Below are 20,502 nucleotides of genomic sequence, written 5' to 3' on the forward strand. Positions count from 1 at the left end.
GTCACGGTGCACAAAGTCTGGGCCGCACACGATTGCGGTCGCGCGTTGAACCCAGTGTCTGTCGAAGGCCAGGTGATCGGCTCGGTATGGATGGGCCTCGGCCAGGCCCTCGAAGAAGAAATGATCTGGAAAGATGGCATGCTCATGAATCCCGGCCTGCTGGAGTATCGCAGCCCGTCTTCCATCGAATCGCCCGAGGTGGAATGCTTCATCGTCGAGAGCATCGACCCGGAAGGTCCCTTCGGCGCCAAAGAATGCAGCGAAGGCTCGCTGGCGGCCACCATTCCTGCCATCGCGAACGCGATCTATGACGCGGTTGGCGTCCGCCTGCGCGAAGCCCCATTCACGCCCGAGCGGGTGCTCGCCGCGCTGCGCGAGCAGAACAATGCGAAAAAGCTCAACCTGACCGAAGGAGTTGATCCAACTGCTCCTGCGCGGCTTCGCGAGCACGGCGGCTCGCTGTGGTTCCGCGGAAAAGGCCCGCTACGGCATGCGCTGGATCCGGCGCGCGCAACCCAATCACTGCAAGCCGGAGGCGATGATTGAGCCTCCCAGCATTCAAGTTGCTGCGGCCGCGCTCGATTGCCGAAGCTATCGATTACTTGGCGGAGCATGCGCCCAACATACAAGTACTGGCCGGCGGCACCGACCTCATTCCTTCTCTGCGCCAAAAGCTTTTCGAGCCTCAGTATGTGCTTGATCTGCGCGGTCTCGCCGAGCTACGTGGAATTCGCTCTAACGGCAACGGAGTAGAAATCGGCGCGCTTACTACGCTCACCGAGATCGAACGCTCCGCATTTTTGCGACAGCATTACCCAGTGCTAACCCAGGCTGCGGCCACAGTCGCCTCGCCTATCCTGCGCAACATGGGCACGATCGGCGGCAATATTTGCCTGGACACTCGCTGTCTCTGGTATAACCAGTCGCTCACCTGGCGCAAGGGCTGCGGCTTCTGTATCAAAAAAGACGGTGACCTCTGCCACGTCGCCCCCGGTGGAGATGACTGCTGGGCGGCCTTTTCCGGCGACACACCGCCGGCCTTGCTCTGCCTTGATGCGGAAATTGAAATTGCCAGCCCAGGGGGGAAGCGGCGCCTGCCGCTCTCTGATTTCTACACCGGCATTGGCGATAACTATCGCAAACTCGAGAAAAGCGAACTGCTAACGCGAGTTTTCCTCCCGCAGTCCACGGCCGACTATCACGGCGCTTATCGAAAGCTGCGAATTCGCGGCTCCATCGATTATCCTTTGGCGGGTGTGGCGGTGGCACTGCGCGGTAACGGGCACATTGAAGACGCGCGGGTTGCGATTACTGCTGTGAACCCGGCGCCGGTGCTGGTCAAGGGCGCGCGTGAGGCGCTTGAGGGCAAGACGCTCGATGAAGAGCTTGCCATGCATGTTGGCGACCTGGCAGCGCGCACCGCCAAGCCGCTGACCACATCAGCGCTGACGCCTGAATATCGTCGCGAGATGATTCGCGTCTTCACCAAGCGCACGCTGCTCGCGGCAATGAGAACTGCTCTTTGATCACCGACTGCCACATTCACATCCAGCCGGTCGAGATGTTTAAGCCGGCCGCGCTGGCGCTCATGCAAAACAAGCGGCGGAACTTCGACCAGATAGTCGAATACTGCCGTTCGCCCAAGGCATTCCTCAAATATCTGGACCAGTGCGGCATCGATCGCGCCGTGCTCATTAATTATGTGGCACCGGAGGTCATCGGCTTCACCTCCGAGGTCAACACATTCGTTGCCAACTACGTTAAGGAGAATCCCAGGCGCCTCATCCCCTGCGGCAGCCTGCATCCGCGGCATACCAACAATGTTCTCGCGGACGTGGAGCAGATTGTCCGGCTGGGCATTCGCCTGATTAAAATTCATCCGCCGCACCAGCTGCTTTTTCCCAACGACTATCAGCACGGCGTCAAGGAACTGGAAATCATCTATCGTGCCGCCGAAGCCAACGGCATTCCAGTCATGTTCCACACCGGTACGTCGGTTTTTCCCGGCGCCCGCAACAAGTACGGCGACCCAATACACATTGACGATGTAGCGGTGGACTTTCCCCGGTTGAAGATCCTGCTGGCGCACGGCGGCCGGCCGCTATGGATGGATACTGCGTTCTTCCTGGTGCGCCGCCATCCCAACGTTTACCTGGACATCAGCGGCATCCCGCCCAAGGCGCTGCTGAAGTATTTTCCGCGCCTGGAAGAGATCGCGGACAAAACTCTGTTTGGCACCGACTGGCCCGGGCCCGGCGTTCCCGATATCAAGAAGAACCTCGATGAATTCCGCGGCCTGCCGCTTTCTGAACAGGCCAAGCAGCAGATCCTCAGCCGGACAGCCCTCTCCATCTGGCCTTCCTAAAGCTGCAAGCGTTTGCACAGTTCTTGCGCTTGTTGTTCTGAGTTCAGAACGATGGCAATATTCTGATTGACAAGCGCCGCCTGCTTGATAAGCTTGCCAGACCGAGTAGCTGAATATGAGATTAGCTGTTCGCTGTCCTGCTGTGCATTCCCGTTGGTTCTTCTCTATTGGCCTTGTTCTCAGCCTCACATGCATTGCCTGCGCAGACACTATTTATTTCAAAAATGGCACTTCTATCCAGATAGACAAGGCCACCGAGAAGGACGGCAAGATCGAATACTTCATTGGAAGCACTAGGTACACCATCCCACAAACTTCGGTACAGCGGGTCGAGCACAGCGGTGGCCTGGGAATTTCGATCGGCTCCAGCAAACAAGTTTCTACAATCATTGCAACACCGGACAGTGGCGCCTCTGCCGAAGACAATCCGGTAGAGAAGCGACAGATTCGACCCGAGAAGCTCAGGCTGCCGTCCCCGGAAGTCTCTGCGGCCGAGGAAAAACACCTGGCCGAACTGCGCTACCGCATTCTGATCGCCGACCGTGTGGACGAGGCTGGCCTCGCAGCAGTAGAGCATGAAGGAAATGCGCAGCAATCCATGTGGGCCAATTTCGAAGCAGGCCGATTCCAACTGCAACACGGCGACGCCGACGATGCGCGAAAACGCTTTGAGCGTGCGCTCAGCTTTAAGCCAGATCTACCCACCCTTTTGGAATGGCACATCATCGCCTGTGCGCAATCCAACCGTTATGCCGAAGCTATTCCTTCCGCAGAGAAATTAGTGAAGGTGCTGCCGGAAGGGTGGACATTTGCAACCCTCGGCCAGCTCTATTACAACACCGACCAGAAACAGCAGGCGATTGCCGCCCTAAAGCGTTCGTTGCAGTTCGAGCGCGTGGAAGTGGTTCAGGAGTTGATGGAAAGGGCGCAACACCAACTGGATGTGGAGGGTAATTTCAACCAAAGTGACAGCTGGCACTTCACCCTTCGCTATGAGGGCCGTGCCACTTCACTCACGTTACAGCGCGATCTCCTGGGCACCCTGGAAGAGCAATATCGTGACCTGGCCCGCGACCTTCATTACAATCCAACCGAAAATATTTCAGTCATCTTATATACCTCGGAGCAGTTTTTTGACATCACGCGAGCGCCGTCGTGGGTAGGTGCTCTGAATGACGGCACCCTTCGCATTCCGCTCGGCGGCATTACAACTGTTAGCCCCGAATTGCAGAGTGTGCTCAAGCACGAGCTCACCCATTCTTTTGTCCGATTGATGAGTGCCGGTCGCTGCCCCACCTGGCTCAATGAAGGTCTGGCCCAGTTGATGCAAGCAAGGACGCTGTCGCCAAGTGACAATATGGCCCTGGCGCGATTGTTTGGTGAGTCTAAGGAAGCGCCATTCCGCCTCTTGGAGGGAAGTTTCGTCAGGTTCCCCGCGCCTGTAGCTGCAGTGGCCTATGCGGAATCCCTGGTTGCAGTCCAGTACTTGCGCAGCAAATATGGCATGGGAGGTCTGCAGCGGCTTCTAACACGTATCGGGGAAGGCGAGAGCCCCGAGGCGGCCTTATTTGCAGTCACGAGTGACCACTATGTGGAGTTTGAACACGACCTATCCGCCTACCTTCAACGCGGCAGCGGCGGGTAGAAACTATTTCCGACAAAATTCCACAGCCAACCTGTTCCTCCATCGCGCCACATCTTAAGTAATACTCCCTAGAACGCGACGTTCGGGTTCAATAAAGGAAAGTGTGCGCAAATCGGGCATAACGCTTATGCATTTTGTGATGTCTAGTGCGGCTACGGGTTGGAATCTTGCGAAAGATTGCTGTATAACAATAAGTTGCGCGCCTCATTCGCAGCGCCTAGCGCGCTCCCCCTTCTGAGTCTATGAGAGGAAGCTATGTCCAGTCTCACCGCTAGCCATGCCCCCAAGGGGCTGGAAGGTGTTGTTGCGACTACCTCCAGCATTTGCTTCATTGACGGGGACCGTGGTGTGTTGGCATACCGCGGCATTGATATTCACGATCTGGCCGATCACTCTACTTTTGAAGAGACCTGTCACCTACTCTGGTTTGGCGCCCTGCCCACCGAGGCACAGCTGCGCGACTTGCAATCTCGGCTCGCAGAAGAGAGAAGACTTGATCCCGCGGTCATCGACTTGCTCAAAACCGCGCCCAAGACCGCTCTGCCGATGGACGTTCTGCGCTCCGCCGTCTCGGTACTTTCGTTTTACGACGCAGACGACAAGAAAAACGATCACGATGCGAACATTCGTAAGGCAATCCGCCTCACCTCGCAGATCGCGATGATTGTGGCCGCCTATGATCGCATACGTAAGGGCAGACCAGTGGTCGAGCCCGACCGCTCGCTCTCCCACTCAGCCAACTTTCTCTTAATGCTGAATGGAGAGAAGCCCTCCTCCACTGCCGAACGCGCGTTAGATATTGCCCTGGTTCTTCACGCCGACCACGAGCTGAATGCATCTACCTTCGCGGCGCGGGTCACCGCGGCCACTCTTTCCGATATGCATTCGGCAATTACTTCGGCCATTGGCGCATTGAAAGGGCCGTTGCACGGTGGCGCCAACGAGGCAGTTTTCGCCGTGCTGAAGAGCATCAGTAACGCCGGAGCTGATCCCGTCGAATACATTCGAGGTCAACTCGCGCAGAAGAAGAAGATTCCCGGTTTCGGGCATCGCGTTTACCATACCGAAGACCCCCGCGCCACCCACCTGCGGAAGATGTCGCGCGAGCTCGGCGCCTCCGGTGGAGACGGAAAATGGTTTGACTATTCCCGCCGCATTGAAGAGTTCATGAAGAACGACAAGAAGCTCAACGCCAATGTTGACTTCTACTCAGCATCCACTTATCACTCATTGGGCATCGAGGTTGACCTGTTCACCCCAGTTTTTGCCGTCTCGCGGATAAGCGGCTGGGCGGCACACGTCATCGAGCAGCTCGACGACAATCGTCTGATTCGTCCCCGCGCCGACTATATCGGCCCCGCGTACCCGCAAAAGTATGTGCCGATAGAGAAGCGATAGGCTGGCCCCTCGCGTCGCCGGCTGTCCCCAGCAATCGGGTCCATTTCATTTTCATGCTGACCAAGTGCTTCTCCAGGCGGGCGCCTGGATTCCCGATGAACTGAGTCCAGCCGCGGAGCGGCGGAACAGCGTTTAGCCCAGGGCGTAAGCCCTGGGAAGGTGCGCAAAGAAAATCTGAGCCCCGGAAGGGCGACATCAAACGCGCTAAAATGACCGCAGGATATGCGCCGCGTCTATCTTGACAATAACGCCAGCACGCCGGTTCTCCCGGAAGTTTTTGAGGCCATGCGCCCCTACTTCGGAGAGAACTTCGGCAACGCGTCTTCCATCCACCATCATGGACAGGAAACGCGGGCGGCGGTTGAACGCGCGCGCGAATCCGTGGCCGCGCTGCTGGGTTGCAAGACCACAGAAGTCGTCTTCACTAGCGGCGGCACCGAAGCCGACAATCTGGCGATCTTCGGACTAGTCCGTCCCGGCGACCATGTAATTACGTCAACCATCGAGCACCACGCTGTTCTCAATTCTGGAAAGCGGCTGGAAGAAATGGGCTGCGAAGTCACTTACGTTCCAGTTGATTCTCGAGGCCTGGTCGATCCTGGCGACGTCCGCCGCGCGCTGCGTCCCAACACTCGCCTCATCTCCATCATGATGGCGAACAACGAGAGTGGTGTGCTGCAGCCGGTAGAAGAGATCGCCACGATCGCGCGCGAAGCGTCCGTCGCTTTTCACACTGACGCTGTACAGGCCGCGGGCAAGGTGCAGCTCGAGGTCAAGCGCATCGGTTGCGACCTGCTCTCCATCTCCGGCCACAAAATGCACGCGCCTCAGGGAATCGGCGCGCTGTACGTGCGGAAGGGAACAAAGCTCCAGCCACAGCTTTATGGCGGACGTCACGAGCGTTCGCGCCGTGCCGGCACGGAGAACGTCCCTGCGATCGTTGCGTTGGGGAAGGCGGCTGAGGTCGCCGCTCAAGGCTTGCGTGATGGTTCGGTCGCCAAAATTGCAGCGCTGCGCGATCGGCTCGAGAGCACAATTACGGAATCCGTCGAAGCTGTCAAAGTGAATGGCGGTTCCGCTCCCCGCGTGCCCAATACTACGAACCTTCATTTTGATGGCATCGAAGGGGAAGCCTTGGTGATCGCTCTTGATCTCAAGGGACTGGCTGTTTCCACGGGTGCCGCCTGTTCCTCGGGGGCGATTGAGCCCTCGCACGTGCTTACCGCGATGGGCTTGCGTCCTGACCAGGCTCGTGCCAGCCTGCGCTTCAGCCTCGGCAAGCAGAACACGGCTGAGGACGTGGATTTCGCGCTAAACCTGATCCCGCAGACCGTCACCCGCCTGCGTGAACTGTCTCCCGTTTACAATAGTAATTAGCAAGGACGCTGCTCGCTTGAGCCGATGTGCAGCTTCGGCCAGGCGCTAACAGCCGTTTTTTATGTCTGACTCTCGCACCATTGCCGTGGCCATGTCGGGCGGTGTGGACTCTTCCACCGTCGCGGCCATGCTGCGCGCCGAGGGGCACAACGTTGTCGGCTTGACCATGCAGCTCTGGAACCAGCGCCGCCTCGCCGGCGAGGAGGGGATGCCCGAGGCCGTCCAGGGGCGCTGCTGCTCGCTTGATGACGTTTACGACGCGCGCCGCGTTGCTGAGACCATCGGCATTCCTTATTACGTGGTCAACCAGGAGCAGCGCTTCGAAGACGATGTAGTCCGCCCATTCGTGGACGAGTACCTTAGCGGTCGCACGCCCATTCCGTGCAGCCTGTGCAACAACCACATCAAGTTTGATCAGTTGCTGATCACGGCTCGCCAGATTGGCGCGGACCGGCTGGCCACAGGCCACTATGCCCGGGTGGAGTTCGATTCCGCCGGCGGACGCTGGCTCCTAAAGCGTCCCGTGGATCGAAGCAAGGATCAAACCTACTTCCTCTTCGGACTCACTCAGCAGCAGCTCAGTCGCACGCTGTTCCCTCTGGGCGGACTGCGCAAGTCCGAAGTTCGGGAGCTGGCACGAGAGCACGGCCTCATGCTCGCCGACAAGCCCGATTCGCAGGAAATCTGTTTTGTTCCCGGCGGCGACTACAAGCAATTTCTGGACGCTTACCTGGCAGAGCAGGGAGAGGCTCTGCCGGATACTTCCGGCGAGCTCGTTACTACTACTGGCGAGGTAATCGGCGAGCATGGCGGCATTCAGAACTTCACAGTCGGTCAGCGCAAGGGACTGGGCGTAGCTACCGGGTCTCCGCTCTACGTGCTCGAGATCGATGGCACCCGCCGGCAGGTGATCGTCGGCAGCGAAGACCAGCTCTACTCCCGCACCTTGCGCGCCAACCGCGTGAACTGGATCGCTTTCGAGCAGCTCAGCTCACCGCTGCGCGTCGAAGTCAAAATCCGACACCGCCATGAGGCAGCCCCGGCTACTCTCGAGAGTGCTGCGCCCGGCGAGGCGCTGGTCACCTTTGACCAGCCACAGCGGGCCATCACGCCCGGACAGGCCGCCGTCTTCTACGATGGCGACGTTGTGGTCGGTGGCGGCTGGATCGTTTAGGAGTAACCTTCGGTACTGCAATCGTGAAACAGGAGGTCTCATGGCCCCCAGCGCTGTCGCTGTGCCTGCGGATGTCCGCGAAGTTTTGCTCGAGATTTGGGCGGCCAACGAGCGCATGAACCAACTCATCCTCGAGCATCTCGATCCCCGCGCCTGGCAGGCAAAGCTCTCCGGTTCTAAGGGACGCACCATCGCTGCCATCTTCGCCCACGTCCACAATATCCGGCGGAAGTGGTTGAGGCTTTCGGCGCCGCATCTGAAACTTCCTGCTCAGGCCAACCGCACCCATTCAACGCAGAAACAGCTCAAAGCCGCATTCGCGCAAAGCGCGCAACGCTGTGCAGAAATGCTGGCAGATGCCTTGGCAGCCTCCCCGGCGCGCGTCAAAACATTCCGTCGCGACGGCTGGGCGCAGTCATGGCCCGCCGGCCCAACCATGCTCGCTTACATGTTTGCTCACGAAGCCCATCATCGCGGCCAGGTCATGATGCTGGCCCATCAGCTCGGATTTCCGCTCCCCGGGAATATTAACTACGGACTCTGGGATTGGGACAGGCTTTGGAAACAGTGCGGCTTCGAGACCCGCCCACGCTGAGTTTTCCCGCCGGTTCTCAGTAGGGCCAGGAAAAGAGATTACGTCGCCGGGAAAATCGGAGGGATTCCTGGCCGCGCTCGGAGTTACAGAAAGTGCGGCTAGATGAACATCTCGTCCTGGGGAACACCCATGCCATCCCCTGCCTGGCGGCGTCGAGAACGGCCACGGAAGAAAGCTTCAAGCCCCACGGAAACTCCCTGCATCAGGCCGCTTATTTGCCTCACCGGTGAAACGACCGTGTGTTCCACTGACTGAGTAGCTTCTTCTACCTTGTCAATAGTGCGGGTCACCAATTCATCGGCACGGATCACCTGCAGGCGAGTACGGTCAATGATATTAGTTACCGTGGAGTCAAGCCGCTCGACCTGACCACGCACTACTGACGTGGTGCTCTCCACATTCTCCAGAATATTCTCCAGCTTGCCTCGCGAGGCGTCCATTAGCGCCTGCGCCGATTCAAGCGTGGGAAGCGCCTTGGTGCGAAGTTCCTGGGCAAGGGATTCCATGCGAGTACTGGTCTTGCGGACCGCCAGCAGAATGCCGACCAGCACTCCCGCCTGTAGCACTACGGCGGCAGCTGTCACTGCGGTGAAAATGGTAATGGTATCCATCGAAGAGATGCGCACTTCAACAGTTAAAGTAAAACTTTACATTCCTGCCGGCTAACACCTAATCCGCAGCAATTACCCTTTGCTCTTACCGGTGCTACCTTCAGCGGTGGCTTCGCGATAGGCCTGCCGTCCGGCTTCAAAGGCGGACTTGAACGTCTCACGTTGCTGGCCGACCACGTCCTTGCCTCGTTCCACCCAGTCGCCAGCCTGATCGCGGACCTGCCGGCTGCGAGACTTAACGAACTCCCGGCCTTCTTCTGCCTTTTCGCGTAATACTTCGCGGGTCTCACTGCCGGAGCGGGGAGCATAGAGCACCCCGACCAGCGCGCCCAACCCTAATCCTGCCAGAAACCACATGAAACCACCGTTATCTTCCGCCATTCTGACCTCCCGCATGATTGCCAAACCAATCGGATACTAGCACCCGATTTAGTGAATTACAAACCCCCGTCGGCGACCGCAGAACGTCATTCAAGCATTAGTTCTCAAAGCAGGAATATCCCGTTGCGGCATAAGTAGTATTCTCTCCTAGCATGAGCGCGCGCGCCTCCAAGCCGAAGGTTCGCAAGCGGGCCACCGGCCAGGTTCGCCCCGCTCCCACTCCCGGGTTGTCCGCAGCTCGAGGGCTTGGCCCTTTCGACGTGGTGGCAATCGGCGCCTCTGCCGGGGGTCTAAATGCCCTCACCCAGCTGCTGGAGCCTCTCGATGCGAATTTTCCATGCACCATTCTGGTGGTGCAACATCTGGACCCGCACCATAAGAGCCGGCTTGGCGAGCTGCTCTCTCGCCGCGCACATCTGCCAATCAAAGAGGCGGAACACGGCGAAAAGGCCCTGCCCGGAACCGTGTACCTCGCGCCGCCCGATCGCCACCTGTTGGTTGAGCAGGGCATCATTCAACTCGCTCAGTCCAAGGTGGTTCACTTTTCCCGGCCTTCCATAGATTTGCTGTTCGAGTCCGTTGCCGGAACCTATGGGAAACGGTGTATTGGGGTAGTACTCAGCGGCTCTAACAGCGACGGCGCGGCAGGCATCCGGACCATCAAAGAGGCCGGGGGCGTCACCATTTCCCAAAAACCCAGCACCGCCGAGTATCGCACCATGCCCCAGGCCGCCGTTTCCACCGGCTGTGTGGATTACGTCCTCACGCTTTCGGAGATCGGTCCGCTTTTGTGCCAGTTGTGCGCCGTAACACCAGGGAAACATGCTTGAGCTCAGCCTCAGATCTCTGGTCGATCAGCTGGTGGAAGAGCGCAATTTTGATCTGCGCGGGTATAAATTTTCCACACTACAGCGCCGCTTCCAGCGTCGTATGGCTGTCCTGAAGATCACCTCCTACTCCGAATACCTCACCTTCATTCGCCAGCATGACAACGAACTCACGGAACTACTGAACACTGTCCTGATCAACGTCACCGATTTCTTTCGCGATCCTCCGGCGTGGAAGATTCTCGGCGATGAAATCATTCCTTCCGTCACCGCAGGGCTTCACCACGGTGATTCGTTTCGCTGCTGGATCCCGGGCTGCGCAACCGGACAGGAGCCGTACTCCCTGGCCATGCTGCTGCACGAACACTTCGGTCCAGCAGTGAAGGATTTTGATATCAAGATCTATGCAACCGATGTAGATGAAGAGGCGCTGAAGTTAGCTCGTCGAGCTGAATACACGGCTAAAGAGTGTAGCAACCTGCCTCCGGAGTACCTCCGCAAGTACTTTTTGGGAGAGAATATACGCCGGGTGGTGCGGGACCTCCGGCGTATGGTTGTATTTGGCCGGAGTAATCTCGCCCTCGATCCACCTATCTCTCGGGTTAAACTTGTTCTATGCCGCAATGTTCTGATTTATTTCGATCTGGAATCTCAAAGCCGAATTTTGGGGCGGCTGCATTACGGTTTGCGGCCAGATGGAATTCTGATGCTCGGCCGGTCAGAGTCCCAATTGACTCGCTCGAATTTATTTGAACCCTTACACGCCAAGTGGCGTATCTTTCGGTGCAGGAACACTGAGGAACGAGTTCCCATTGAAATCGTTCCTCGCCAGGAGAAGCACTTGCCCAAGCCCGATCAGATGGACGGTTTGTTGCAAGCCTACAGTCAAGCCATCCTGGAGACGCTAGAACCAGGTGTGATCGTTGTGGACAGCACGGGGATCGTGACTACCTGCAACAATGCTGTCGCACGCTTGTTGCAGCTGGAGGACTCGGAGCTGGTTGGTAAGCGCATTCAGCGCACCGAAGTTCTTGACCGAATTCCGGAAATAGCAGAACACCTCACTGGCAGTCAGGCCAACAACGAACCTTTCCATTTCGAGCATACACTGCCTCAAGGAAAGGGCGAGGCCAGTGTGCTTGCCATTACCGTAAAAGCAATTTCTGACGGCAAACGGAGTCGCGTCGGTACGCTCATCTACATCGAAGACATCACCGCGCGACACCGATTACAGCAGACCGTTGCGGAATTACAAGACGCTAGCGAAAAGCTTCACGCCACCAATGAAGAACTTGAAGCCACTGCTGAGGAGTTGCAATCTACCAACGAGGAATTGGAAGCTACCAATGAAGAGCTGCAGTCCACCAACGAAGAATTGGAAACCTCCAACGAGGAACTTCAAGCCCTGAATGAAGAGTTGGGTACCACTAATGAGGAGCTGGAGGTCAGGACCAAGGAGTTGGATGAAAGTAATTCCCGCTACGTTGAGACTCTGGAAAAGACACCCTGGCCGCTTCTGCTGGTCCAGGAGAGGGTGGGGGTACAGGTTTGGAACTCGGCGGCGCAGAGGCTTTTTGGATTGCCTGCAAAATCAGTGATCGGCTTGGAGCTGAAACAGCTCCCCGTTCCGGAAGCGCTTCGCAACTCGCTTTCCCGTTCCTACCGCGAAGTACTGGCCCGCGGGAAGGGCAAGATCATTCATAACTTCTATTTGGACTTGGGTCAATTTCGGGGCCCTGCGGAGGTCCATGTATTGCCTTTAGGTGGCGAAACCGTTGGTGAGAGCGTCTTGTTCATGTTTCAGACCTTTCCGCAAAGTGCTGCCGCGGACCGCCTCGCAAAGACCAGAGCAGTTCTTATTCGGCGCGCCGGCCGCGGAACCAAGAAACGCAAATCTCAAAACAGCGAGCGACGCAGATAATCTGTAGCGCGGCACCCTGCCTACGAAGCTGGGTAAAGGGCAGCCGTGACTAGAACATCACAAGTTCTCAGGAAGCGTTCCTTTGTCCGCCGCGACGGCTCGGCTCGCGACCTCGTTCCTGATTACCGGTGGCCTCGTCCGATTTTTCCCCAGGACGGGGTTCCAATCCCGGGAAGGTGGCCAGAATCTTGCGATGGGACGAGATCCGGCCCTCAACCGCGTTAAGAATAAACGCGCTGATGGTTCGCCGCTCCCGCTTGGCCGCCCAACGGATGGCCATAGCCTCTTCTTTTGTGCAGCGCACTAGCAATGCGGTTCGTTTTACTGGCATTCCCGTATTATCCACTTATTGCGAGTGATATCAAGTGATAGTCCAGAGTTGAATTAGCACGCATATGTCCGTACTCTGGCAATGGACGCTGCATCGGGCCGCGGGGGCTCAACTATATGACGGACAAGCGCAAAATCCTGGTGGTTGACGACGACCCCGTGGTTCTCGAGACCATCCTGTTGGTTCTCCAGCACAATGGCTTCGACGTAAAGGGAGCTGACAACGCTGAAGATGCGCTCACAAAGGCTCGCTTCGAACCACCCGATATTCTCATTTCAGACATTCTGCTGCCCGGCCTAAACGGGATTGATGCCGCCATTCGCCTTCGGAAGTTCCTGCCTGACTGCAGGGTACTCCTCATTTCGGGCGACACCAGCGCCACGGAGGCGTTGCAAAATGCGAGGGCCGGGGGCCATGTTTTCGAAGTGCTGCCCAAACCCACCAGCCCTGAAGTTTTACTTGAAACTCTGAGCCGGGGTCATGCGCGAGAGCAGGACCTCTTTCGCGGCTAAGACACTCCGCTTTGCCTTGATTGTCACCCTGCCCGGAGCCAAGGACCAGCTTTAGAATCAGGGTTTCTGCGTGGGCCGCAAAATCACTTCGCTCGCGAAGGCGCGCTGCGGCTCGGTTACTATCATCGCCACTGCATGCGCAACGTCTTCAGGTTGCAGCATTTTGCTGGTGTCCCGTCCGGTATGAGGACTTAACTCCGTCTGCACCGATCCGGGGCACACGACCGATACCCGAATGTTGTAGCCGCGCAATTCCTCCGCCACCGAGTAGCTGAGCCCATTGAGTCCCCACTTCGACGCGGCATACGCGGCTCCATTAGGCAGAGCATTCTTGCCGGCAATGGACGAGATGTTAACAATGTCGCCACGCCGCGCGCGGATCATGGCGGGAGCAAAGCCGCGAATGCAGTAGTAAGCGCCGCGCAGGTTGGTGTTGAGTATGCCGTCCCAGACATCAGGCGGCAAGCTGTGCAGTGGCCCTCCGAAGCCACCCACCCCGGCATTGTTCACCAGAATATCCACTCGCCCGAACTTCTTCTCCACCCAGCCGGCCAGCTTCTCGACGGAATGCATATCGGTTACATCGCACTCAACCGCCTCGCACTTACCACCCGCCCCGCGGATGCGGTCGGCAGTCTCTTTGAGCGTTTGCAACGACCGTCCGCAAATCACCACGTCCGCTCCGAAATCCGCCAGCTTGCTGGCAATCGCTGCTCCGATGCCGCGGCCACCGCCAGTCACAACCGAAACCTGTTGTTGCAGAATGCCACCTTGTTTCATAGCGTCATCTCGTTCTACCCGACCTTCGTTACCCCAACCCTTCTCGCCAGCTCGGCTTGTTCTTCAGGCGCTGCGCAGAGTTCCGGCGAACCCGTAATCAGCCGCACTCCGCGTTGATAGGTGATGTACGACCACGCCCACTGAAACAGCACCAGGATGCGGTTGCGGAAGCCGATCAGAAAGAAAATGTGCACAAACAGCCATGCCAGCCAGGCGAGGTAACCCGAGATATGCAATCTTCCGAAGTCTGCCACCGCGGCCGCCCGGCCGATGGTCGCCAGGCTGCCCTTATCCCGGTAGTGGAAGGGAAGTCGCGACTTTCCCTGCAGCTCGCGCGCTATGTTCCTGGCGACCGCATTGCCTTCCTGGATAGCTACCGGCGCCACTCCCGGTAATAGTTTTCCGGCCTCATCTTGAAATGCCGCCAGGTCACCGATCACAAACACTTCCGGATGTTCCGGCAGGCTCAGATCGCTCAGCACCGGCACCCTTCCAACGCGATCCACGGCCACGCCCAGTTTCCTTCCCAGCGGCGAGGCCGCCACGCCTGCCGCCCACAAAATCACCGTGGCCGGCAGCACCTTCTCACCCATGTGTACGGATCCCGGCCGCACATCGGTGACCATTGCAGACGTGAGCACCTCCACTCCCAAACGGGTTAGCTGTTTCTCCGCGCTGCGGGAAAGGTCTTCGGGATAAGCCGGAAGCACTCGCGGGCCGCCCTCAACCAGGATGATTCGTGCGCGCTTGGGATCAATTGCCCGAAAATCGCGAGACAGCGCGTTATGGGCGATTTCTGCCAGCGTTCCCGCTAATTCCACGCCTGTGGGGCCTCCACCAATAACCACGAAATTCAGCGGCATCTGTCCGCGACCGGTTGCGGCTTCGCGTTCCGCCAACTCGAATGCCAGCAGCACGCGATTGCGAATTTCCAGCGCGTCTTCAATTGTCTTAAGACCCGGCGCGCATGCCTCCCACTGTTCATGGCCAAAGTAAGCGTGCTTCGCCCCGGCGGCAACGATGAGGTAGTCATAGGGAAGTTCGAGCTCTGCTGCCTGCACTTTCCTGCGAGCCAGGTCGAAACCGCTGACCTCCGCCATTATCACTTCAACGTTGGGTGAATGCCGCATTACCCAACGCATGGGCGCGGTGATGTCTCCCGGTGACAGTCCCGCAGTTGCTACCTGGTACAACAGGGGCTGGAAGGTGTGGTGGTTCTTCCGATCCACCAACGTGACCTGCACCGGCAGGTGCGACAAAGCGCGGGCAGCAGTCAACCCGCCAAAACCGCCTCCAACCACAACTACCCGCGCATTAGACTTCTTTGCCATACCTAACTCTACCTATAGGGATTCGCGAATGTGTGGTGGGGTTGAAAAATATCCCGAACGCGCCAGAGAGCCTTACCGGCGGCGTTGACCGCGCTAAGCCCTTGGGATTAAAGTAAGCAGTTACTTACATGGCCGCGACCGCTCCAGTTCGCTTCTCCGCTGCCGACCGCCGGCAGCAGATCATGGACGTGGCCCTGCAGTTATTCGCCCGCCGCGGCTTCCAGGGCACCACGACTCGCCAGATTGCCGAAAGGGCACGGGTGAACGAGGCCATCATCTTCCGCCATTTTCCAACCAAAGAAGATCTTTACTGGGCGGTGATCGAGCACAAGTGCCGGCGTCCCGCGGGTGAATTTCTGAAAGACAGGCTTCGCCAGGGCGGCAGCGATCGCGAAGTTTTTTCGGCCTTGGCACAGGAAATACTTGAGCGCCGGGCCAGGGACACCACGCTCTCGCGCCTGCTGCTCTTCACGGCACTTGAAAACCACCGGCTATCGCACCGTTTCTTCCGTACCTACGTGGCCGAATATTACGAAATACTCGCAGACCACATCCGTCTTGGCATCAGTGAGAGCCGGTTTCGGGAGGTGAATCCGTTGCTGGCGGCGCGCGGCTTCATTGGCATGGTCGTCTATCACTCCTGGATGCAGGAGTTGTTCGGGTGGAAGCGTTACCAGAAATTCGAACATCGGGAAGTAAGCCAGGTGCTGACCGATATCTGGCTGAAAGGCATGCTGCTGAAAGACGAAAAGCAACCCCATAACGGGTCCGGAAAACCAGGCAAGAAGTCGTAAATAGCAGTGTCGAAAGAGGTTTGTTGACGTCGAATACGAAGGGCGAATCCAGGCTAGAACCAACCGATTATGCAAGCCATGAAACTTAACCAGCGCTTTAAAAATATGCTGCTCACGGTGGCCACTTTACTTCTCGTCGCGCTATTCGCGGGTGGGCTGGCGGCGTGCTCCCAGCAAAAGACCCAGGCGGCAGCGCCCCAGGTGGTGCCTGTGGTGGTGGCCTCGGTTGAACAGAAGAGCGTCCCGGTTCAGATCACCGCAATTGGCGCTGTCGAGGCTTATTCAACGGTTTTCATTAAGCCGAATGTTTCGGGCCAACTGACCGGCGTCTATTTCAAGGAAGGGGATTACGTCCGCAAAGGCCAGCTTCTGTTCGCCATTGATAAGCGTCCTTTTGAAGCCGCGCTCGCCCAACAAAAGGGAAATCTCGCACACGACATCGCTCAGGCGGAGAATGCCCGAGCCCAAGCCCGCCGCTATGACGCCCTGGAAAAGGCCGGAGTCATTGCCAAAGAACAAGCCGAGCAAATGACCACTTCGGCGGCTGCGCTCGATGCCGCGGTTGAGGCAGACAAGGCTGCGGTAGAGAACGCCAAGGTTCAGCTGACGTACTGCACTATTTATTCTCCACTCCAGGGTCGCACCGGTAATCTGATGGTGAAGGCCGGCAACATGGTCAAAGCCAACGATGTTCCGATTCTGGTGACCATCAACCAGGTCGAACCCATTTACGTCACCTTCACCGTTCCGGAGCAGTACCTGGAAGAAATTAAGCAATCTTTCAGCCGGAGAAAACTCCCGGTCAGCGCCAGTGTGCCCCATAGCACGGAACCGTTGGGAGTCGGTGAGCTTAGCTTCCTGGACAATCAAGTTGACCAGACCACCGGCACAATTAAGCTTAAGGGGACCTTTCCCAACCGCCAGCGCCGGCTGTGGCCGGGCCAGTTCGTTAATACGGCGTTGACCCTGGCCACCCGTCCGGATGCCATAGTCGTTCCAGCGCAGGCCCTGCAAACTGGTCAGAACGGGCAGTTTGTTTACGTAATCAAGCCAGACATGACGGCGGAATCGCGGCCGGTCGTGGTCAGCCAGAACGTCGGCTCGCAAGCCGTGATCCAAAAAGGGCTTCAGCCCGGAGAACGCGTGGTCACGGACGGCCAGTTGCGGCTTGTTCCTGGGGCAAAAGTGGAACTTAAGTCGCCGGTGGGTCAACCGACTGCAGCCGGCAACAATTCTTCAAATCAGCCTGGCGGCGAGTAGCGATTTTCGGAGTACACGCGTAGATGAGTGTCGCTGAAACCTTCATTAAACGCCCGGTGATGACCACTCTGGTCATGATGGCGATCCTCATGTTCGGGATCATTGCCTATCGTGATCTTCCGGTGAGCGACCTGCCGAACGTTGATTTTCCGACCATCCTGGTGAGTGCCAGCCTGCCCGGAGCCAATCCCGACACCATGGCATCGTCGGTCGCCATGCCGCTGGAGAAGCAGTTCTCGACCATTGCTGGCCTGGACTCGATGACGTCAACCAGCTCCCAGGGCACGACGCAGATCACGCTGCAGTTCAATCTGAGCCGTAGTCTGGATGCCGCGGCGCAAGATGTCCAGTCCATGATCTCAGCCGCTGCCCGCGATTTGCCGCAGAACCTTCCCGCTCCGCCTTCCTATCAGAAAGTAAACCCGGCGGACTCGCCGATTCTCTATCTGGCGCTGAGTTCACCCAGCATGCGCCTCTCTGACATAGATGAGTACGCCGAAACGCTGATGGCGCAGCGCATCTCGATGGTCAGCGGCGTCGCCCAGGTGAGCGTCTTCGGCTCGCAAAAATATGCGGTGCGCACGCAGTTGGATCCGAAAGCTTTGGCTAGCCGGCAGATCGGCATTGACGAAGTCCAGCAAGCGGTGGCCAGCGGCAACGTCAACCTGCCCACAGGAATTCTCTACGGCTCTCACCAGGCTTTCACCGTACAAGCCACCGGTCAGCTGATGCGGGCCTCGCAATACGCTCCACTGATTGTGGCCTATCGCAACGGGGCTCCGGTCCGCCTCTCCGACATTGGCAAAACATTCGACAGCGTCCAAAATGACAAGACCGCAAGCTGGTACGGGAGTGACAACGGGGTCGAACGCGCCATCGTACTGGCGATCCAGCGGCAGCCCGGTACCAACACCGTCGAAGTCGTGGACTCCATCAAGCAATTGTTGCCCAAGTTCCGGGCCCTGATTCCGCCTGCGGTGCGGTTGAACATCCTCTACGACCGGTCAGTTTCGATTCGCAGTTCGGTCAACGATGTGAAGTTCACGCTGCTTCTGGCACTGATGCTGGTCATCATGGTGATCTTCCTCTTTTTGAGGAATATCTCTGCTACGGCCATTCCCAGCCTGGCGCTGCCCATGTCGATTGTGGGCACCTTCGCCGTGATGTACCTGCTGAACTATTCGCTCGACAATCTCTCGCTCATGGCTCTGACTTTGTCGGTGGGATTCGTGGTGGACGACGCCATCGTCATGCTGGAAAACATCGTCCGCCACATGGAGATGGGCGAGCCGGTGATGCAGGCTGCATTGCGCGGCTCTCGCGAGATCGGCTTCACTATCGTGTCCATGACCTTGTCATTGGCTGCGGTCTTCATTCCGATCTTGTTCATGGGCGGCATTCTGGGGCGGCTGCTGCACGAATTTGCGGTGACCATCGGCGCTGCAATTCTGGTCTCAGGATTTGTTTCTCTCAGCCTTACGCCAATGCTGTGTAGCCGCTTCTTGCGCCCTCCCAAAGAGGAGGGCCACGGGCGCGCTTACGCGTTTACGGAACGCATGTTCAATGGCCTGCTGCACGGTTATGACTGGACGCTGCAGAAGACCCTGCGCCACCGCTTGGCAACCATGTCGGTCTCGCTGCTGGTGTTGGTCGCCACCGTATACCTCTTCACGATCGTGCCCAAGGGATTCCTACCCGACGAGGACACGGGACAGATCTTTGTCTTCACCGAAGGGCCGCAGGACGTCTCTTTCCAGAGCATGGTTCGCCACCAGAAGGCGCTCAACGAAGTCGTCGAACGCCAGCCCTGGAGGCAGGAGTTCTTTTCCACCGTTGCCGGTGCAAACGCGGGGCGCATCTTCATCCACTTGAAGCCTCGCAACGAACGCAAGGGCGCGTTGCAGTTGATCCAGGAGCTCCGTCCGCAGCTCGCTCAAATTCCGGGGATCAATACCTTCGCGCAGGTGCTGCCGCCCATTCGCATTGGCGGCCAGCTCACAAAAAGCCAGTACCAGTTCACGCTTCAGAGCCCGGACACCAAGGAGCTATACGAGTACGCCCCCAAATTAGAGGCCAAACTTCGCGGCGATCCGGATACACAGCGTTTGCTTCAGGACGTAACCAGCGATCTGCAGGTGAAGAACCCGCAGATCAATGTGCAGATTGATCGCGATAAGGCCTCTGCCCTGGGTATCACCGCGCAGCAGGTTGAAGATGCGCTCTACAGCGCTTACGGGCAGCGGCAGATCTCGACCATCTACACCCCGAATAACACCTATTACGTCATCATGCAGCTCGAGGACCAATATCAGTTGGATCCGGAAGCGCTCTCCATGCTTTACGTACGCTCCTCGCGCGGCCAACTGGTGCCGCTGAATGCAGTGGCGACTCTTACGCGCAGCCTCGGTCCGCTGAGCGTCAACCACCTCGGGCAGCTTCCAGCGGTCACCATCAGTTTCAACTTGCGTCCGGGCGTCGCCCTCGGGGATGCAGTTGGCGTCGTCAATAAGGTTGCTCAACACTTGTTGCCCAGCACCATGAGCACCAGTTTTCAGGGCACGGCGCAGGCTTTCCAGTCTTCGTTCAAGGGTCTCGGACTACTGCTGTTGATGGCCATTCTCGTCATCTATCTGGTGCTCGGTGTCCTGTACGAGAGCTTCATTCATCCGCTGACCATTCTCTCCGGGTTGCCGTCAGCGGGTTTTGGCGCGCTGCTTACGCTGATGCTGTTCCATATGGACCTCAACCTTTACGCCTTTGTAGGCGTGATCATGCTGGTCGGCATTGTCAAAAAGAACGCCATCATGATGATTGACTTCGCGCTCGAGGCCCAGCGCCGGGAAGGGAAGTCAGCCGGGGAAGCTATCTACGAAGGCGCGCTGGTCCGCTTCCGGCCAATCATGATGACCACCATGGCCGCGCTCATGGGAACGCTGCCGATTGCGCTGGGCTTCGGAGCGGGCTCTGAATCGCGCCGGCCCCTGGGGTTGGCGGTTGTGGGCGGGTTGGTATTCTCCCAATTGTTGACCCTGTACATCACTCCCGTTTATTACACTTATATGGAATCCTTCCAGAACTGGGTGAAGAGGCTACGGCGTCGCCGCCCCGCCGGGGAGCAGCCTGAATTTGTACGCGAACCGGAACTCGTCAGCCGGTCACACGACTAACGGTCGATCTACCATCAGGAGTTTCGCAGCGAT

The 20,502-nt window shown here is 58.0% G+C and carries 19 protein-coding genes; 14 read left to right on the forward strand and 5 right to left on the reverse strand.

Annotated features, from left to right (window positions below; translation table 11 throughout):
• The 8 genes from VFA76_17265 to VFA76_17300 all read left to right on the forward strand — a co-directional run.
• The coding region (locus tag VFA76_17265) for a molybdopterin cofactor-binding domain-containing protein (protein ID HZR33598.1) at positions 1–546 on the forward strand (546 nt) is incomplete at its 5' end.
• Positions 543–1,526 (forward strand): FAD binding domain-containing protein, encoded by a 984-nt coding sequence (locus tag VFA76_17270; GenBank protein HZR33599.1) that lies wholly within the window; start codon positions 543–545, stop codon positions 1,524–1,526. The genes VFA76_17265 and VFA76_17270, both read left to right, overlap by 4 nt.
• Positions 1,523–2,365 (forward strand): amidohydrolase family protein, encoded by an 843-nt coding sequence (locus tag VFA76_17275; GenBank protein ID HZR33600.1) that lies wholly within the window; start codon positions 1,523–1,525, stop codon positions 2,363–2,365. Before VFA76_17270 ends, VFA76_17275 begins: the two co-directional genes overlap by 4 nt.
• A 115-nt stretch (positions 2,366–2,480) precedes the next feature.
• Positions 2,481–4,010 carry a hypothetical protein gene (locus tag VFA76_17280; protein HZR33601.1) on the forward strand — a complete coding sequence of 510 codons (1,530 nt, stop codon included), beginning with the start codon at positions 2,481–2,483 and terminating at the stop codon, positions 4,008–4,010.
• A 255-nt stretch (positions 4,011–4,265) separates the two neighbouring features.
• The gene (locus VFA76_17285) at positions 4,266–5,408 is read left to right on the forward strand and encodes a citrate synthase (protein HZR33602.1); all 1,143 of its coding nucleotides are present in this window, start codon (positions 4,266–4,268) and stop codon (positions 5,406–5,408) included.
• Positions 5,409–5,630: 222 nt separating this feature from the next.
• The gene (locus VFA76_17290) at positions 5,631–6,785 is read left to right on the forward strand and encodes a cysteine desulfurase family protein (GenBank protein ID HZR33603.1); all 1,155 of its coding nucleotides are present in this window, start codon (positions 5,631–5,633) and stop codon (positions 6,783–6,785) included.
• Between the two features lie 61 nt (positions 6,786–6,846).
• Positions 6,847–7,959, forward strand: coding sequence for a tRNA 2-thiouridine(34) synthase MnmA (gene mnmA, locus VFA76_17295; protein ID HZR33604.1), 1,113 nt, complete (start codon positions 6,847–6,849; stop codon positions 7,957–7,959).
• Positions 7,960–7,999: 40 nt separating this feature from the next.
• Positions 8,000–8,554 (forward strand): DinB family protein, encoded by a 555-nt coding sequence (locus VFA76_17300; GenBank protein HZR33605.1) that lies wholly within the window; start codon positions 8,000–8,002, stop codon positions 8,552–8,554.
• Between the two features lie 98 nt (positions 8,555–8,652).
• Here VFA76_17300 and VFA76_17305 read toward each other — a convergent pair whose 3' ends face one another.
• Positions 8,653–9,165, reverse strand: a complete 513-nt coding sequence (locus tag VFA76_17305; protein ID HZR33606.1) for a hypothetical protein — start codon at positions 9,163–9,165, stop codon at positions 8,653–8,655.
• 72 nt (positions 9,166–9,237) lie between these two features.
• On the reverse strand, positions 9,238–9,546 hold the full coding sequence (locus VFA76_17310) for a YtxH domain-containing protein (GenBank protein ID HZR33607.1): 309 nt from the start codon (positions 9,544–9,546) through the stop codon (positions 9,238–9,240).
• A 152-nt stretch (positions 9,547–9,698) separates the two neighbouring features.
• Here VFA76_17310 and VFA76_17315 point away from each other — a divergent pair, with 152 nt between their 5' ends.
• Both VFA76_17315 and VFA76_17320 read left to right on the forward strand, forming a co-directional pair.
• Positions 9,699–10,376: a chemotaxis protein CheB gene (locus VFA76_17315; GenBank protein HZR33608.1), complete on the forward strand. Its 678-nt coding sequence runs from the start codon at positions 9,699–9,701 to the stop codon at positions 10,374–10,376.
• The gene (locus tag VFA76_17320) at positions 10,369–12,294 is read left to right on the forward strand and encodes a CheR family methyltransferase (protein HZR33609.1); all 1,926 of its coding nucleotides are present in this window, start codon (positions 10,369–10,371) and stop codon (positions 12,292–12,294) included. Before VFA76_17315 ends, VFA76_17320 begins: the two co-directional genes overlap by 8 nt.
• Before the next feature lie 67 nt (positions 12,295–12,361).
• On the opposite strand, the gene VFA76_17325 is transcribed toward VFA76_17320, so the two are convergent.
• Positions 12,362–12,625, reverse strand: a complete 264-nt coding sequence (locus VFA76_17325; GenBank protein HZR33610.1) for a hypothetical protein — start codon at positions 12,623–12,625, stop codon at positions 12,362–12,364.
• 116 nt (positions 12,626–12,741) lie between these two features.
• Between VFA76_17325 and VFA76_17330 the strand changes: the two genes are divergently transcribed.
• Positions 12,742–13,137 carry a response regulator gene (locus tag VFA76_17330; protein ID HZR33611.1) on the forward strand — a complete coding sequence of 132 codons (396 nt, stop codon included), beginning with the start codon at positions 12,742–12,744 and terminating at the stop codon, positions 13,135–13,137.
• Positions 13,138–13,194: 57 nt separating this feature from the next.
• Here the strand turns inward: VFA76_17330 and VFA76_17335 are convergent, their stop codons facing one another.
• Together VFA76_17335 and VFA76_17340 are read right to left on the reverse strand one after the other, a co-directional pair.
• Positions 13,195–13,917 (reverse strand): SDR family NAD(P)-dependent oxidoreductase, encoded by a 723-nt coding sequence (locus VFA76_17335; GenBank protein ID HZR33612.1) that lies wholly within the window; start codon positions 13,915–13,917, stop codon positions 13,195–13,197.
• A 14-nt stretch (positions 13,918–13,931) separates the two neighbouring features.
• On the reverse strand, positions 13,932–15,248 hold the full coding sequence (locus VFA76_17340) for an NAD(P)/FAD-dependent oxidoreductase (protein HZR33613.1): 1,317 nt from the start codon (positions 15,246–15,248) through the stop codon (positions 13,932–13,934).
• A 128-nt stretch (positions 15,249–15,376) separates the two neighbouring features.
• Here VFA76_17340 and VFA76_17345 point away from each other — a divergent pair, with 128 nt between their 5' ends.
• From VFA76_17345 to VFA76_17355, 3 genes are all read left to right on the forward strand, one after another.
• Positions 15,377–16,042 (forward strand): TetR/AcrR family transcriptional regulator, encoded by a 666-nt coding sequence (locus tag VFA76_17345; protein HZR33614.1) that lies wholly within the window; start codon positions 15,377–15,379, stop codon positions 16,040–16,042.
• Positions 16,043–16,120: 78 nt separating this feature from the next.
• Positions 16,121–17,302, forward strand: a complete 1,182-nt coding sequence (locus tag VFA76_17350; protein HZR33615.1) for an efflux RND transporter periplasmic adaptor subunit — start codon at positions 16,121–16,123, stop codon at positions 17,300–17,302.
• A 23-nt stretch (positions 17,303–17,325) separates the two neighbouring features.
• Positions 17,326–20,469: an efflux RND transporter permease subunit gene (locus VFA76_17355; protein HZR33616.1), complete on the forward strand. Its 3,144-nt coding sequence runs from the start codon at positions 17,326–17,328 to the stop codon at positions 20,467–20,469.
• Positions 20,470–20,502: the final 33 nt, after the last annotated feature.

This window comes from Terriglobales bacterium (assembly GCA_035651655.1).
GTDB lineage: Bacteria > Acidobacteriota > Terriglobia > Terriglobales > Acidobacteriaceae > DASRFG01.

Bases quoted from the DNA above. Each gene is read 5' to 3' on its own strand.
- VFA76_17305 (HZR33606.1), bottom strand. From the start codon at position 9,165: ATGGATACCATTACCATTTTCACCGCAGTGACAGCTGCCGCCGTAGTG.
- VFA76_17290 (HZR33603.1), top strand. From the start codon at position 5,631: ATGCGCCGCGTCTATCTTGACAATAACGCCAGCACGCCGGTTCTCCCG.
- VFA76_17315 (HZR33608.1), top strand. From the start codon at position 9,699: ATGAGCGCGCGCGCCTCCAAGCCGAAGGTTCGCAAGCGGGCCACCGGC.
- VFA76_17280 (HZR33601.1), top strand. From the start codon at position 2,481: ATGAGATTAGCTGTTCGCTGTCCTGCTGTGCATTCCCGTTGGTTCTTC.
- VFA76_17355 (HZR33616.1), top strand. From the start codon at position 17,326: ATGAGTGTCGCTGAAACCTTCATTAAACGCCCGGTGATGACCACTCTG.
- VFA76_17300 (HZR33605.1), top strand. From the start codon at position 8,000: ATGGCCCCCAGCGCTGTCGCTGTGCCTGCGGATGTCCGCGAAGTTTTG.
- VFA76_17350 (HZR33615.1), top strand. From the start codon at position 16,121: ATGAAACTTAACCAGCGCTTTAAAAATATGCTGCTCACGGTGGCCACT.
- mnmA (HZR33604.1), top strand. From the start codon at position 6,847: ATGTCTGACTCTCGCACCATTGCCGTGGCCATGTCGGGCGGTGTGGAC.
- VFA76_17340 (HZR33613.1), bottom strand. From the start codon at position 15,248: ATGGCAAAGAAGTCTAATGCGCGGGTAGTTGTGGTTGGAGGCGGTTTT.
- VFA76_17310 (HZR33607.1), bottom strand. From the start codon at position 9,546: ATGGCGGAAGATAACGGTGGTTTCATGTGGTTTCTGGCAGGATTAGGG.
- VFA76_17320 (HZR33609.1), top strand. From the start codon at position 10,369: ATGCTTGAGCTCAGCCTCAGATCTCTGGTCGATCAGCTGGTGGAAGAG.
- VFA76_17345 (HZR33614.1), top strand. From the start codon at position 15,377: ATGGCCGCGACCGCTCCAGTTCGCTTCTCCGCTGCCGACCGCCGGCAG.
- VFA76_17325 (HZR33610.1), bottom strand. From the start codon at position 12,625: ATGCCAGTAAAACGAACCGCATTGCTAGTGCGCTGCACAAAAGAAGAG.
- VFA76_17285 (HZR33602.1), top strand. From the start codon at position 4,266: ATGTCCAGTCTCACCGCTAGCCATGCCCCCAAGGGGCTGGAAGGTGTT.
- VFA76_17335 (HZR33612.1), bottom strand. From the start codon at position 13,917: ATGAAACAAGGTGGCATTCTGCAACAACAGGTTTCGGTTGTGACTGGC.
- VFA76_17330 (HZR33611.1), top strand. From the start codon at position 12,742: ATGACGGACAAGCGCAAAATCCTGGTGGTTGACGACGACCCCGTGGTT.